A 14,359-nucleotide genomic window follows, 5' to 3' on the forward strand; every position below is an offset into this window, starting at 1 on the left:
ATGGGATGCCCGGCCGCGCGGCGTCATGCGCGTGCGGCCGGATCGAGCGCGTCGATGAGCGCCGCGGCCGAATCGAACGCGCGGTCGGCGTCGGGCAGCGGCGGCCGGCGCAGCATCACGACCGGCAGCCTGCGTTCGCGCGCGACCTCGAGCTTGGCTTCCGTGGCCGCGCCGCCGCTGTTCTTGCTGACGACGACGTCGATGCCCATCAGCGCGAACAGCGCGCGCTCGCCGTCGAGCGTGAACGGCCCGCGCGCGGCGACGATCTGCGCGCGGGCATTGCCGGGATGCGCGTCGAGGCAGCGCACGAGCCAGAACTGGTGCGGCGGGATCGCGTCGAGATGCGCGAGCGGTTCGCGGCCGAGCGTGAACAGCGGCCGCCTGAACGGCGCGAGCGCGGCTTCGATGCCGGCCCAGTCGTCGACCATGCGCCAGTCGTCGCCGGGTTGCGGCAACCATGGCGCGCGGCGCAGCGCCCACAGCGGCACACCCGCTTCTCGCGCCGCGGCGGCGGCATTCGCGCTGATTTGCGCCGCATACGGGTGGGTCGCGTCGATCACGAGGCCGATGCCGGCGTCGCGCAGATAGGCGGCCAGCCCGGCCGCGCCGCCGAAGCCGCCGACACGCACGTCGCAGCGCAGATCGTCGGGCACCTTGCCGAGGCCGGCCAGGCTGTAGACGTGCCGAGGCCCGAGCGCGCGCGCGATCTTCAGCGCGTCGCCGGTGCCGCCGAGCAGCAGGATGCGCAGGCTCATCGCGCCTCCCCGACGAAGCGGCCCTGCCGGTCGATCGCGAACATCTCGACCGCGACCGACGGCGGCACGATGTCGCGCGCGACGCGCAACGCCTGCGCACAGACGAGATCGCCGAGCGGCACGCCGTCGGCGTGCGCGAGCTTCAGCGCTTCCTGGCTGGTGTTCGCGGCGCGCATCGCGGCCTGCAGCGTGTCGCTTGCGCCGGCTTCGGCCGCCCACTGCGCGAGCAGCGGCAGGTCGATGCTCGAATGGCGGCTGTGCAGGTCGAGATGGCCGGCCGCGAGCTTGCTGAGCTTGCCGAAGCCGCCGCACATCGACAGCCGTGCGACCGGCGCGCGCCGCAGGTGCTTGAGCACCGCGCCCGCGAAGTCACCCATCTCGATCAGCGCCATGTCGGGCAGTTGATAGTGCGCGCGCATCGCGTCCTCGCTCGCGTTGCCGGTGCACGCGGCAATATGCGCGATGCCGTTCGCGCGGGCGACGTCGATGCCCTGGTGGATCGACGCGATATAGGCCGAACACGAGAACGGCCGCACGATGCCGGTCGTACCGAGGATCGACAGCCCGCCGACGATGCCGAGGCGCGGGTTCATCGTCTTCAGCGCGAGCGCTTCGCCGCCTTCGACGCCGATCGTCACGTCGAAGCCGCCCGCATAGCCGTGCTCGGCCGCCAGCGCGTCCAGGTGCGTCGTCATCATCTGGCGCGGCACCGGGTTGATCGCCGGTTCGCCGACCGGCAGCGTCAGCCCCGCGCGCGTGACCGTGCCGACGCCCGGCCCCGCATGAAACCGCACGCCGGGCGCCGCCGCGAGCGCGACGCGCGCGAAGATCAGCGCGCCGTGCGTAACGTCCGGATCGTCGCCGGCATCCTTGATGGTGCCGGCTTCCGCACCGTCGGCGGTGGCCCGGCAGAACGCGAGCCGCATCATCACGCGCTGCCCCTTCGGCAGCACGATCTCGACCGCGTCGTCCGCACGACCCGCGAGCAGCAGCCGCGCGGCGGCGAGCGACGTCGCGGTCGCGCAGCTGCCGGTCGTATAGCCGAAGCGTAGCGGCGCGGGCTGTTCGGGAGTCTCGTCGCGCATCACGCGTCCGTTGTGTTCGTCGCGGCCGACGAGGCGGATATGTCGGCCGCGTCGGGCTTGCGCACGTCGTACAGCGTGACCGGCAACGTCTGTCGCCACGTATCGAAGCGGCCGAGCGGCTCGGCGTGTGCGAGCGACACGCGCGTGAGCGTGCCGCCATGCGCGTCGCGCCAGGCGGCGAGCATCATCTCGCCTTGCAGCGTGACCGCGTTCGCGACCAGCCGGCCGCCGGGCTTCAGCGTGGCCCAGCACGCGTCGAGCACGCCGGGCGCGGTCGCCCCGCCGCCGATGAAGATCGCGTCGGGCGCGGCGAGTCCCGCGAGCGCGTCGGGCGCGCGGCCCGCGACGAGCTGCAGGCCCGGTACGCCGAGCGCGTCGCGGTTGTGCTCGATGAAGCGCTGCCGCTCCGCATGCGCTTCGATCGCGATCGCCTGGCATGACGGATGCGCGCGCATCCATTCGATGCCGATCGAGCCGCTGCCGGCGCCGACGTCCCACAGCAGTTCGCCGGGCGCCGGTGCGAGACGCCCGAGCGTCATCGCGCGCAGGTCGCGCTTGGTGAGCTGGCCGTCGTGACGGTACGCATCGTCCGGCAGGCCGGGCGTGAGCGCGCGGCGCGGCGCGTCGGGGCCGGGCTGGCAGTCGAGTGCGACCAGGTTGAGCGCGGCCGTTTCGTCGATGCGCCAGTCCTGCGCGAGGCCGTCGAGGCGCCGCTCGAGCGGGCCGCCCAGATGTTCGAACACGCTGATGCGCGTCGGCCCGAAGCCGCGAGCGACGAGTTCGGCCGCGACGGCGGCCGGCGTGCGTCCGTCGGCGCTCAGCACGAACAGGCGGCGCCCGGGCAGCAGGTGACGCGCGAGCGTCGCCAGCGGCCGGCCGACGAGCGAGACCGCGCCGACATCCTGCAGCGCCCAGCCGAGGCGCGCGGCCGCGAGCGACAGCGACGACGGCGCGGGCAGTACGCGCCATTCGTCGGGGGAAAGCCGGCGCGCGAGCGTGGCGCCCACGCCGAACAGCATCGGGTCGCCGCTGGCGAGCACGCAGACGGGCGACGCGCGCCGCGCCAGCACGCCCGCGAGGTCGAACGGCGACGGCCACGTTTCGCGCGCGGCCGGCAGCCGTGCGGGCAGCATGTCGAGATGCCGCTTCGCGCCGACGACGAGCGTCGCGTCGAGCAATGCGCGCCGCGCACTGCGTCCGAGCCCCGCGTAACCGTCGTCGCCGATGCCCACTACCGTCAGCCACGCCGTCATGCACCCTTCCCCATCGTTCGATTTCCTACCGTGTGTTGCGATGCGCGGCGGCCGGGCTGCCGCGCGTTGATTCGTTGATGATCCCGATCCGCCCCCGCGCCGTGCGTGCTGCCCGCCCGCCGGTGCGATGCGACGACGACGTCACCCGAGCGGCACGCCGACGACGAACGTCAGCAAGGCGAGAACCATCCCGCCGATCGACGCGATCAGCAGCCAGCCGAGCAGCAGCCACGTGAGCGAGCGTGCATCGGTTTTCCGGTACAGGAACGTGCCGCCCGCCACGATCGGCACGCCGAGGCCCGCGAGGCCGACATTCTTCGGCCACTCGGCCGACGGCGCAAGCGGGATCAATACGCACGCGAGCAGCATCCAGGCCGGGATGGCCAGCAGGCCGAGCGCAATGCCCATGCCGAACAGCTCCGTCCTGGCGAGTCTCATCGCGGATACCGGCGGTCGCCGGCCTGGTGTCGAGCTGCCAATCGTACCATTTGCGAGATAGAGCAAAACCGGCTGAAACTGCGCTGTGACGCGGTTGTGCGGCAAATCGACAATGCCGGATCGTCTCGAAAATCGGGTATCCTACGGCCGTTCGTTCGCCGGTGCCCCTCGGGGCCGAAGAGGGAACACAGGGCGCGCCACGCGCCGCTGTGGCTGCCCCCGCAACTGTAGACAGCGAGCCGATCTCCCCCTCATGCCACTGGTTCCACCGGGAAGGCCGGGAGCCGGCGCCGACCTGTCAGCCAGGAGACCTGCCGGCCAGAAAGTGCGTGCGTGCCAGTCGGCGTCGGGCGGGGTGTACCGATACGTTGGCCGCGGCCCGACACTGTCCCGGTACCCCGTTGAGTTCCGCCCCCGTTTCGATTCCTGCGTCGCCCGTCGTGCGCCCGTCGGCCTGCCCGGGGCTCGTGCGCGTGGTCGCGGCCGTCGACGGCGGGCTGTGCCGGATCAAGCTGCCGGGCGGCAGGCTCGACGCGCGTCAGGCACGTGCGATCGCCGCCGCCGCGCGCGCCTTCGGCTCGGGCGCGATCGACGCGACCAATCGCGCGAATCTCCAGCTGCGCGGCATTCGCGACGGCGCGGCCGACGCGCTGACGCGTGCGTTGCTCGAAGCGGGTCTCGGCCCGCCCGTCGACGCCACCTCGAATGCAGACGCCGATGCGGCCGCGCTCGCCGCGAGCGACGACGTGCGCAACGTAATGCTCAGCCCGCTCGCCGGCCACGACCCTGCCGCACTCGTCGACAGCCGCGCGCTCGCCGCGCCGCTCTTCGACATGCTGGCGCGCGAGCCCCGCCGCGGCGAGCTGTCGCCGAAATTCTCGATCCAGCTCGACGGTGGCGAATCGGTTGCGGCGCTCGACCATCCGCACGACATCTGGCTGGCCGCCTGGCGTCGCGGCGATGGCGCGGTGCGCATCGCGGCCGGGCTGACCGGCTGTCCGCCGGTTGCATACGACGATCCACCCGCTTCGGTCGATGTCGCGCCCGATCAAGCTACCGCGCTGGTTCGCGCGCTGCTGCTCGCATTCCTCGATCTCGCACCGGCCGACGTCACGCGGATGCGCGCGCTGCTCGCAATATGCGGCGAACGTGTGCTGCTCGAACGCGCGCAGCACTACCTGCCCTTTCCGCTTGAAGCCGATCCGGCGCTTGCCGGCTGGCGCCGCACGTGCACCGACCCGACGTTGCGTTTCGGCGTGCGCCCGTCGCTCGATGCGACGCGCTGCAACGTCGGCGCGCAATTCGTGCTCGGCCGGCTCGATGCCACCCAACTGGAACGGCTCGCCGCGCTGGCCGAAACCGACGGCGACGGCACGCTGTCGATGACGCCATGGCAAGGCGTATTCCTGCATCGCGTATCGCGCGAACGCGCACCGGCCACGCGCGATGCGCTCGCGTCGCTCGGCCTCGTCTGCGCGTCGTCCGACCCGCTGGCGACGCTCGTCGCGTGCACCGGCAGCGCGGGCTGCGCGAAGGCGCGCGCCGACACGAAGCACGACGCCCTCGCGCTCGCCGCCCGCATCGGCCACGCAGTCGACGTGCACCTGACCGGCTGCGAGCGCCACTGCGCGCTGCCGCATCCCGCGACGCACACGCTCGTCGCGGTTGCGCCCGCGCACTACGACCTTTACCGGCGCGACGCCGCGGCGGGCCTCGGCGCCCCGCTCGCGCGCCATCTGACGATTGACCAGGCCGCGGCCCGACTGACGGGCGCGCGGCACAGCCAGGACACCACCGATGCTTGACTACATTCGCGACGGGCAGGAAATCTACCGCCAGTCGTTCGCGACGATCCGCGCCGAGGCCGACCTGTCGCAGGTTCCGCCCGACCTCGAGAAACTCGCGGTGCGCGTGATCCATGCGTGCGGGATGGTCGACGTCGTCTACGACTTGCGTTTCTCGGCCGGCGCCGGCACGGCGGGCCGCACGGCGCTCGCGGCCGGCGCGCCGATCCTGTGCGATGCGCGGATGGTCGCCGAAGGCATCACGCGTGCACGGCTGCCTGCCGACAACCGCGTGATCTGCACGCTCGGCGAGCCCGAGGTGCCGGATCTCGCGCGGCATCTCGGCAACACGCGTTCGGCCGCCGCGCTCGAGCTGTGGCGCCCGCATCTCGCGGGCAGCGTCGTCGTGATCGGCAATGCGCCGACCGCGCTGTTCCACCTGCTCGACATGATCGACGCCGGTGCGCCGCGCCCCGCGCTGATCCTCGGTTTCCCGGTCGGCTTCATCGGCGCGGCCGAATCGAAGGCGCTGCTCGATGCCGACAGCCGCGGCGTGCCGTACGTCGCCCTGCTCGGCCGGCGCGGCGGCAGCGCGATGGCGGCGGCTGCGGTCAACGCACTCGCGACGGAGGTCGAATGACGACCGCGCGCGGACGCCTGTTCGGGGTCGGCGTTGGCCCCGGCGATCCCGAACTGATGACGATCAAGGCGCTGCGCGTGCTGCAGGCCGCGCCCGTGGTCGCGTATTTCGTCGCGAAGGGCAAGAAAGGCAATGCGTACGGCATCGTCGAAGCGCACCTGCAGGACGCGCAGACGCAACTGCCGCTCGTCTATCCGGTGACGACCGAGGCCTTGCCGCCACCGCTGTGCTACGAGACGGTGATCGCCGACTTCTACGACACGGCTGCCGAGATCGTTGCCGCGCACCTCGACGCGGGGCGCGACGTCGCGGTGATCTGCGAAGGCGACCCGTTCTTCTACGGCTCGTACATGTACCTGCACGACCGCCTCGCGCCGCGCTACGACACCGAGGTGATCCCCGGCGTGTGTTCAATGCTCGGGGCACCGCGGTGCTCGGCCAGCCGCTCGTCTATCGCAACCAGAGCCTGTCGGTGCTGTCGGGTGTACTGCCCGAGCCCGAACTGCGCGAGCGGCTCGCGCGGGCCGACGCGGCCGTCGTGATGAAGCTCGGCCGCAATTTCGACAAGGTGCGCCGCGTGCTCGACGAACTGGGGCTCGCGAAGCGCGCGCTGTATGTCGAGCGCGCGACGATGGCGAGCCAGCGCATCGTGCCGCTCGACGAAGTCGATCCGATGGCGTCGCCGTATTTCTCGCTGCTCGTCGTGCCGGGGGAAAAATGGCAAGGATGACGACTCCGCCCGCGATCGTGATTCTCGGCGCGGGCGCGCTCGATACCGCGCGGCGCATCCAGGCGCGCTATCCGGGCGCGCGCGTGCATGGCCTCGCATCGCGCGTCGCGGCCGACGTGCCGTTCGACGATCTCGGCGCGCACCTGCGTGAACTCTATGCGCGCGGGCTGCCGATCGTCGCGCTGTGCGCGGCCGGCATCGTGATCCGCTGCATTGCCGCCTCGCTCGCCGACAAGGGCGTCGAGCCGCCCGTGCTCGCGGTGGCGGAAGACGGCTCGGCGGTCGTGCCGCTGCTCGGCGGGCTGACGGGCGTCAACGTGATCGCGCGGGAAATCGCCGCATGCGTCGGCGTTGCGCCGGCGATCACGACGAGCGGCGAACTGCGTTTCGGCGCGTGCGTGCTCAATCCGCCGGAAGGCTATGCACTCGCCGATCTCGGCCAGGGCAAGCGCTTCGTGTCCGATCTGCTCGCGGGCGCGTCGACGCGCATCGACGGCGCGGCGCCGTGGCTCGACGATGTCGCGCTGCCGCGCGACGATGCGGCCGCGCATGCGATTCGCGTGACACCCAACGCATGGCGCGGGTCGCGCGACGAACTCGTGATTCATCCGCGCAGCGTGGTGATCGGCGTCGATGCGCAGGCTATCCACGCGGATGAAGCGCTTGCCGCACGCATCGATGCGGCACTCGATTCGCAAGGTCTCGCACGACTGGCGCTCGCGGCGATCGTTGCGCCCGCATCGGCAATCGGTGATGCCGTGCTGGAAGAAGCCGCGGACACGCTCGACGTGCCGCTGCGTTTCGTCGATGCCGATACCGATAAAGGCGGCGACGCTGACGCGACGGATGATGCGGCCACCCTGCTCGGTCGCGCATTGCGCGTCGCACACACGCTGCGTGCCACGACGAACGGCATCGCATGCACGGTCGCGTCGCATCCGGTCGATCCAGCCACGCTCGGCCGTGCGCGCGGCCGGCTGACGGTGCTCGGCCTCGGCCCGGGCGGCGCCGCGTGGCTCACGCCGGCTGCGCGCGCCGCGCTCGCGGACGCGACCGACATCCTCGGCTACACGACCTACGTGAACATGGCCGGCCCGTTCCGCGACGACCAGCGCGTGCACGGCACCGACAATCGCGAAGAGATGCAGCGCGCCCGCCATGCGTTCGAGCTTGCGGCCGAAGGCCGGCGCGTCGCGGTCGTGTCGTCGGGCGACCCGGGCGTGTTCGCGATGGCCGCGGCCGTGCTCGAAGCGCTCGACGAAGCGCGCGACCCGCATTGGGCCGCGGTCGACCTGCGCATTGAGCCCGGCATCTCGGCGTCGCTCGCGACGGCCGCGCAGGCCGGTGCGCCGCTTGGCCATGATTTCTGTGCAATCTCGCTGTCGGACAACCTGAAGCCTTGGGACGTGATCGAGACGCGCCTGCGGCATGCGGCGCAGGCCGATCTGGTGATGGCGTTCTACAACCCGATCTCGCGCGCACGACCGTGGCAGCTCGATCGCGCGCTCGACGTCGTGCGCGCGCACCGCAGCGCCGAGACGGTGGTCGTGCTCGGCCGCGACATCGGCCGGCCGGCGCCACGCTCACGACGACGACGCTCGGCGCGTTGCGCAGCGACCAGGTCGACATGCGCACGATGGTGATCGTCGGCTCGTCGACGACGCGGCGCTTCGCGGTCGGCAACGCACGCGAGTGGGTCTATACGCCGCGCTGGTATCGCTGAACCCGGTCAGCGCGTCGGCGTGACGCCGCGCGTGTCTGCCTGCGCAGTGCCGGCTGCACCGTCGGCATGCCAGAACCGGCATACGAGCACGCCGACGATGGCCTGCGCCGCGACCACGAACGCGACGCAGCCGGCCCATCCCCACCGATGCCAGCCGGGCACCGGCAGGATCGAGCCGAGGCTGCCGCCGAAGTAATAGCAGGACAGGTAGATGCCGATCGCCGTCGAGCGCGCGCTCGACGCCGCCTGCGAGATGAACGTGTTGGCCGACGCCTGTTCGACGAACACGGCGGTCGAGCTGAGCGCGAGGCCGGCCAGGATCACCGGCACGTGGTCGGACAGCGTGAACAGCGCCCCGCCGATCGCGAGCGCGGCCGCGGCAAGCCCCGGCGCGCGCGGGCCGCGATGCCGCGCGAGGCGTCCTGCCAGCGGGGTCACGACCACCGCCACCAGAAACACCGCATAGATCGCGCCGATCCCGACCGTGCCGAAGTTGAACGGCGCGCGGGCGAGGCGCAGGCCGACGAACGTGAACGTCGCGACCTGCGACGCGAGTACGCATGCGCCGATCGCGAACGACGCAAGCAGCGGGCCGCGCGTGACGATGCGCCAGGACGGCCCCGCGCCGCGATCTGCCTCATGCTCGACGCGCCGCGCGGTTGGCCGGACGCCGGCAGGCTCGCGTAGATCGCGACGCCCGTGACGAGACACAACGCCGCGACGACGTCGAGCGCATGCCGCCAGCCCCAGATCGACGTCATCAGGTTGGTCGCGAAGCGGCCGGCGAAACCGCCGAGCGTCGTGCCGGCGACGAACAGCGCGCTGATCTCGGCCGACGTGCCGCGATCGAAGCGCTCGGCGATATACGCGATCGACAGCGCGAAGATGAACGGCATGACGAGACCGGCCGCAAAGCGCGCGCCGAGGAACGACGCGAAACTGCCCGCCTGCGCGGACCACACGACCGGCAGCGCGACGGCCACCGCCGCGAGCGAGATCGCGACGCGCCGCTCGATGCGCGCGGCCAGCACGCCGACGAACGGCGCGATAATGGCGACGGCCGTGGTGTGGCGCTCACGCCCTGCCCGCGTGCTCCGCGCTGACGCCGAAGGTGGCCGCGAGTTCGTGCAGGATGCCCTGCGTCGAATACAGATTGAGAAACGCGGCGAAGCCGCAGAGAAAGAACGCGATGCGCGTGGTCCTGTCGTTCATCGGAGCTGCCTGGTCGTCGATACCGACAGTCTGACGAGCGCGCCGCGTGCACGCCAATACCGTTTTCATCGCGATTGATACCGGAACGACAACAATGCTCGACCTGCGCCGCCTCCGCTATTTCGTGGTCGTCGCCGACGAACTGCACTTCGGCCGCGCGGCGTTGCGCCTGCGGGTCGCGCAGCCGCCGCTGACGCGCCATATCGCCGCGCTGGAAAGCGAGCTCGGCGTCCGGCTGTTCGAGCGTTCGACGCGCGCGTGCGGCTGACGCCGGAGGGCGCCGCGTTCCTCGACCATGCGCGCCACGTCGTCAGCGCGGCCGCCGAGGCCGAGGCGAGTGCACGCAAGATCGCGCAGGGCATCGCCGGGCGGATCGTGATCGGCTATGCGAGTTCGATTCCGATGTCCGACACGTTCCCGGACGTGATCCGCGTCGCGAGCCGGACGATGCCCGATGTCGAGCTCGCGTTCCGCGAGGTGGCGACCGCAAGCCAGCGCCAGCAGATCGCGGACGGCACGATGGACATCGGTTTCGGCTGGGCATGGCACGGTGCGCCCGGCGCGCCGGTGGCGTCGCTCGTCGTGTCGCGCGAACCGCTCGTCGCGGCCGTGCCGGCCGGCGATCCGCTCGCGAGCCGTGCGAGCGTCGACGTCGCAGCGCTTGCGCACGCAACCTTCGTCACCTTTCCGCCCGGTTACGGCTCGGCATTGACCGCGGCACTGGACGACCTGTGCGCGCAAGCCGGATTCACGCCGCGGATCGGCGCGACCGCCGCACAGATCACGACGCTCGTGTCGCTGGTGGCCGCCGAGCGCGGCATCGCGATCGTGCCGGGCTTCACGGCGACGCTGCAGCGTCCGGGCGTCGTCTACGTGCCGCTCGCCGGCACGCGCGCGGTCGAGCAGATCGTGTCGTGGAACGAGCCGTTCGCATCGGTGTGCGTCGAACGCTTCGTCGCGCTGGCACGCTCGCTCGTGCAGCCGCCATCGGCTTGAAGCACGGCGAGCAATACGCGGCGGGCCTCACCCGGTCGATCGGAAAAATCACCCGCGTCGCGCATGCCGGAACTGTGTCGAATCGGCAAGATCGTTACGTATCGGGAATCAAATAACAAAAAGAACTCCTGACCATTCACTATTCGACGCGAATCCTCCAAGATGAGCACGCCGTCGGCCGGGCATGCCCGGTCGCCCGACCGGCGGCGATACGCGGGCCAGCGTATCCTCTTCCACTTGGAGAACACAATGAACAACAATGTGTTGCCGCGTTTCATCCCGCGCGCATTTGCGGCGGGTTGCCTGCTTGCCGTGGCGAGCGTGTCCCAGGGCGCCGGCGTCTATGCGCCCTATGTCGACGTGACGCTCTATCCGACGCCGCTCGTCGACCAGATCGGCGTCCGGCAAGGCATCCAGCAGTTCACGCTCGCGTTCGTGGTCGCGGGCAACGGCTGTGTGCCGTCGTGGGGCGGCGTGCAGCCGATCGGCAACGGCTCAAGCGGCGGCCTGCTGACCGCGCTGTCGACGTCGATCGCGAGCTATCGCGCGAAAGGCGGCGAAGTCGCCGTGTCGTTCGGCGGCGCGAACGGCACGCCGCTGATGCAGGCGTGCACGACGGTCCCCGCGCTGGCGAGCGCGTACCAGACCGTGATCGACACGTACGGCTCACGCACATCGACTTCGACATCGAAGGTGCGTCGCAAACGGACACGGCCGCGGTCGCACGCAACTTCCAGGCGGTCACGCAGCTGCAGGCGAGCTATGCGGCGAAAGGCAAGCCGCTGCACGTCACGCTGACGTTGCGACGATGCCGACCGGGCTCACGCAGGACGGCCTGAACGTCGTCAACGCGGCGATCTCGAACAAGACCGCGTTCGATGCGGTGAACGTGATGGCGATGGACTATGGCCCGCGAACCTCGACATGGGCGCGGCCGCGATCAGTGCCGCGCAGGCGCTCTATTCGCAGCTCGATACGGCCTTCAAATCGGCCGGCCAGCCGAAGACGAATGCGCAGCTCTGGCAGATGGTCGGCGTCACGCCGATGATCGGCGTGAACGACGTGCAGGGCGAAACCTTCACGCTCGCGAATGCGCAAAGCGCGCTGAACGCGGCGGTCGGCAACGGCTACGGCTTCTTCGGCAACTGGTCGGTCGGTCGCGACCAGGCCTGCCCGTCGGGCGGCTCGTATGCGTCGCCGACCTGCTCGGGCGTCGCGCAGCAGCCGTATGCGTTCGCGACGATCTTCAAGCAGCTCGACGGCAAGTGGGGCGCGGGCGTCACGCAGGATCCGAACTACGGCGGCGGCTCGAACGGCGGCACGCCGCAGCCGGGTGCGCCCTGGGCGGCCGGCCAGGTCTATACGGCCGGCGCGACGGTCACCTACCAGGGCACGACGTACCAGGCGCAATGGTGGACGCAGGGCGACGTGCCCGGCCAGGCCGCCGTGTGGAAGGCGGTCGGCGGCGGCACCGCACGTGGTCGGCCACCACCGCGTATTCAGGCGGCACCTGCGTGATGTACCAGGGCGCGAAATACTGCGCGAAATGGTGGACGCAAGGCGACAACCCGAGTGCGGGCGGCGTGTGGGTGAAGTCGTGATGCGGCGTAGCGGCCGGCGCTAGGCTTCAGGCCCGTGCATCGGGGGCCGTTCACGGCGATCGCCCGCTACGGGATCGCCGGCGGACGGCCCGCTGATCGGTAGCACCCTGCCCGCTTTCAGTCGCGCGCGTGCTCGGCCAGCAGCCTCGCCTTCGCGTCGACGAGCAGCGCCGCATGCGTGTCGCGATGCTGGCGAATCCGCTCGGTCGGCCCGACCACCGACAGCCCGTACCAGTCGCCGTCGAGCGTCAGTGCGACCGCAATGGCCGACAGCTCGGGCGCGCTCTCGCCGAAGTTCTCGGCCCAGCCGAGTTCGCGAAACCGGCGGTTTGCGCGACGAGCGCGGGCAGATCCGCCACCGTCGCGTCGGTGAAGCGCTCGAACGGCAACTGCGCGCCGAGCGCCTGCTGCGCGTCGCCGGCCAGTTCCGCGAAGATCGCCTTGCCGATCGAGTTCGCATGCAGCGGCGCAGTTCGCCGGCGCGCGCGTATAGCGGATCGCCTGCTCCGATTCGACGACGTCGAGATACGTGACCGACACCCCCTGGATCTTGCCGAGCACCGCCGTCTCGCGGCTCGCGTCGCGCAGCGCGACGAGATGCGGATGGACGATGTCGACGACCGGATCGGTCGCGTCGATCGCGGCGGCGAGCGTCTGCAGGCGGCGCGTCGGGTAGTAGCCGCCGCGCTTGCGTACTTCGTACAGGTAGCCGCGGCTCACGAGCGTGCGCGCCATCGCGAGGCAGCTCGACGCCGGCACATTGAGCAGGCGCGCGAGTTCGGTGAGCGGCAGCGGCCGCCGTTCGGCGGCGAACAGCTCGAACAGGTCGAGCGTGCGGGCAACGAGTTTGACGTCCATGACGAGTGCTTGAATCGGAACGGGACACCGCGCACCGGGCCGGCTGCCAGGTCGGACCGGTCAGTACGACTTCGGCAGCCCGAGCACCTTCTCCGCGATGTAGCACAGGATCAGTTGCGGACTCACGGGCGCGAGCCTCGGAATCATACACTCGCGCAGGTAGCGCTCGACATGGTATTCCTTCGCATAGCCCATCCCGCCGTGGCGTCGCGACCGCCGTCTGGCAGCCTGGAACGCGGCTTCCGCGCCGAGTATTTCGCGGCGTTGGCCTCCGCGCGCACGACTGCCCCGCGTCGTAGCGCGTCGCGGCCTTCATCACATCAGCCACGCGGCCTCGAGCTGCATCCACGCTGCGCGAGCGGATGCTGGATCGACTGGTTCTGCCCGATCGGCCGCCCGAACACGACGCGCTCGCACGCATACTGCGTCGCGCGGCGCAGCGCGGCCTGTCCGAGCCCGATCGCCTCCGCGGCGATCAGGATCCGCTCGGGATTCAGCCCATGCAGCAGGTAGCGGAAGCCGTCGCCTTCGTTGCCGATCAGGTCGCTTTCCGGCACGCGCAGGTTGTCGATGAACAGCATGTTCGAATCGACCGCCTTGCGGCCCATTTTCTCGATCTCGCGCACCTCGACGCGCGAGCGGTCGAGGTCGGTATAGAACAGGCTCAGCCCGTCGGTCGGCTTCGCGACCTGGTCGAGCGGCGTCGTGCGTGCGATGATCAGCATCTTGTTCGCGACCTGCGCGGTCGAGATCCAGATCTTGCGCCCGCTCAGCACGTAATGGTCGCCGTCGCGGCGCGCCTGCGTGCTCAGGTGCGTGGTGTCGAGGCCCGCATCGGGTTCGGTCACCGCGAAGCACGCCTTGTCGCGCCCGGCGATCAGCGGCGGCAGGAAGCGCGCCTTCTGTGCGTCGGTGCCGAACACCTGCACCGGATTCAGCCCGAAGATGTTCATGTGGACGGCAGACGCGCCGGACAGGCCGGCGCCCGACGCGCTGATCGTGCGCATCATCAGCGCGGCCTCGGTCATCCCAAGCCCGGCGCCGCCATGGGCCGGGTCCATCGCGATGCCGAGCCAGCCGGCCTCGGCGAGCGCCGCGTGGAAGTCGGCCGGAAACCCGCCCGCGCGGTCGCGTTCGAGCCAGTAGTCGTCGCCGAAGCGCGCGCAGATTTTCTCGATCGCGCTTTCGATCGCGCGCTGGTCATCGGTCAGGTCGAACTGCATGGCATGCACTCCTGGAAAAGGCGAAGCGGCTGCGCCGCTTTCAAAAGGAAAACGCCCGGCG

The 14,359-nt window shown here is 70.8% G+C and carries 8 protein-coding genes, 7 pseudogenes and 1 riboswitch; of the genes and pseudogenes, 6 read left to right on the forward strand and 9 right to left on the reverse strand.

The genetic code is table 11. The features are described from left to right. Nucleotides 1-23: 23 nt before the first annotated feature. The 4 genes from CFB34_RS32685 to CFB34_RS32700 form a co-directional block, all read right to left on the reverse strand. Nucleotides 24-755: a cobalt-precorrin-6A reductase gene (locus CFB34_RS32685; protein WP_089440097.1), complete on the reverse strand. Its 732-nt coding sequence runs from the start codon at nt 753-755 to the stop codon at nt 24-26. Next, nucleotides 752-1,840, reverse strand: a complete 1,089-nt coding sequence (locus tag CFB34_RS32690) for a cobalt-precorrin-5B (C(1))-methyltransferase (RefSeq protein WP_089440096.1) — start codon at nt 1,838-1,840, stop codon at nt 752-754. Before CFB34_RS32690 ends, CFB34_RS32685 begins: the two co-directional genes overlap by 4 nt. Beyond that, complete coding sequence (cbiE, locus tag CFB34_RS32695) at nt 1,840-3,093, reverse strand: precorrin-6y C5,15-methyltransferase (decarboxylating) subunit CbiE (RefSeq protein WP_089440095.1); 1,254 nt, start codon at nt 3,091-3,093, stop codon at nt 1,840-1,842. Before cbiE ends, CFB34_RS32690 begins: the two co-directional genes overlap by 1 nt. A gap of 141 nt (nt 3,094-3,234) precedes the next feature. Next, complete coding sequence (locus CFB34_RS32700; protein ID WP_143329443.1) at nt 3,235-3,531, reverse strand: hypothetical protein; 297 nt, start codon at nt 3,529-3,531, stop codon at nt 3,235-3,237. A 142-nt stretch (nt 3,532-3,673) separates the two neighbouring features. Further along, a riboswitch (cobalamin riboswitch) is annotated at nt 3,674-3,865 on the forward strand. Nucleotides 3,866-3,971: 106 nt separating this feature from the next. Here CFB34_RS32700 and cobG point away from each other — a divergent pair. The 4 genes and pseudogenes from cobG (at nt 3,972) to cobJ (ending at nt 8,408) form a co-directional block, all read left to right on the forward strand. Then, nucleotides 3,972-5,336: a precorrin-3B synthase gene (gene cobG, locus CFB34_RS32705; RefSeq protein ID WP_278190122.1), complete on the forward strand. Its 1,365-nt coding sequence runs from the start codon at nt 3,972-3,974 to the stop codon at nt 5,334-5,336. Next, entirely contained in the window at nt 5,329-5,955 is a 627-nt protein-coding gene (locus CFB34_RS32710) for a precorrin-8X methylmutase (RefSeq protein WP_046545711.1), read from the forward strand. Before cobG ends, CFB34_RS32710 begins: the two co-directional genes overlap by 8 nt. Next, nucleotides 5,952-6,685 (forward strand): annotated as a pseudogene (locus CFB34_RS32715) (precorrin-2 C(20)-methyltransferase). The gene CFB34_RS32710 and the pseudogene CFB34_RS32715 overlap by 4 nt, the downstream one beginning before the upstream one ends. Beyond that, a pseudogene (gene cobJ, locus CFB34_RS32720) lies at nt 6,682-8,408 on the forward strand (precorrin-3B C(17)-methyltransferase). Before CFB34_RS32715 ends, cobJ begins: the two co-directional pseudogenes overlap by 4 nt. Before the next feature lie 6 nt (nt 8,409-8,414). Here the strand turns inward: cobJ and CFB34_RS32725 are convergent. The 3 genes and pseudogenes from CFB34_RS32725 to CFB34_RS32730 all read right to left on the reverse strand — a co-directional run bounded on the left by CFB34_RS32725 (nt 8,415) and on the right by CFB34_RS32730 (nt 9,620). Then, nucleotides 8,415-9,119: an MFS transporter gene (locus CFB34_RS32725; RefSeq protein WP_347404556.1), complete on the reverse strand. Its 705-nt coding sequence runs from the start codon at nt 9,117-9,119 to the stop codon at nt 8,415-8,417. After that, a pseudogene (locus tag CFB34_RS39215) lies at nt 9,113-9,439 on the reverse strand (MFS transporter); the annotation flags it as partial. The pseudogene CFB34_RS39215 and the gene CFB34_RS32725, both read right to left, overlap by 7 nt. A gap of 43 nt (nt 9,440-9,482) precedes the next feature. Continuing rightward, a complete protein-coding gene (locus CFB34_RS32730; RefSeq protein ID WP_242808722.1) occupies nt 9,483-9,620 on the reverse strand; it encodes a hypothetical protein in 138 nt (45 codons plus the stop codon). A 94-nt stretch (nt 9,621-9,714) separates the two neighbouring features. Here CFB34_RS32730 and CFB34_RS32735 point away from each other — a divergent pair. After that, nucleotides 9,715-10,616 (forward strand): annotated as a pseudogene (locus tag CFB34_RS32735) (LysR substrate-binding domain-containing protein). A 249-nt stretch (nt 10,617-10,865) separates the two neighbouring features. Continuing rightward, nucleotides 10,866-12,217 (forward strand): annotated as a pseudogene (locus CFB34_RS32740) (chitinase). A 117-nt stretch (nt 12,218-12,334) separates the two neighbouring features. Here CFB34_RS32740 and CFB34_RS32745 read toward each other — a convergent pair. Both CFB34_RS32745 and CFB34_RS32750 read right to left on the reverse strand, forming a co-directional pair. Then, nucleotides 12,335-13,075, reverse strand: a pseudogene (locus CFB34_RS32745) (IclR family transcriptional regulator). A 60-nt stretch (nt 13,076-13,135) separates the two neighbouring features. After that, nucleotides 13,136-14,298: pseudogene (locus CFB34_RS32750) on the reverse strand (acyl-CoA dehydrogenase family protein). Nucleotides 14,299-14,359: the final 61 nt, after the last annotated feature.

Origin of the sequence: Burkholderia sp. HI4860 (assembly GCF_002223045.2) — a bacterium.
In the GTDB taxonomy this organism is placed as follows: Bacteria; Pseudomonadota; Gammaproteobacteria; order Burkholderiales; family Burkholderiaceae; genus Burkholderia.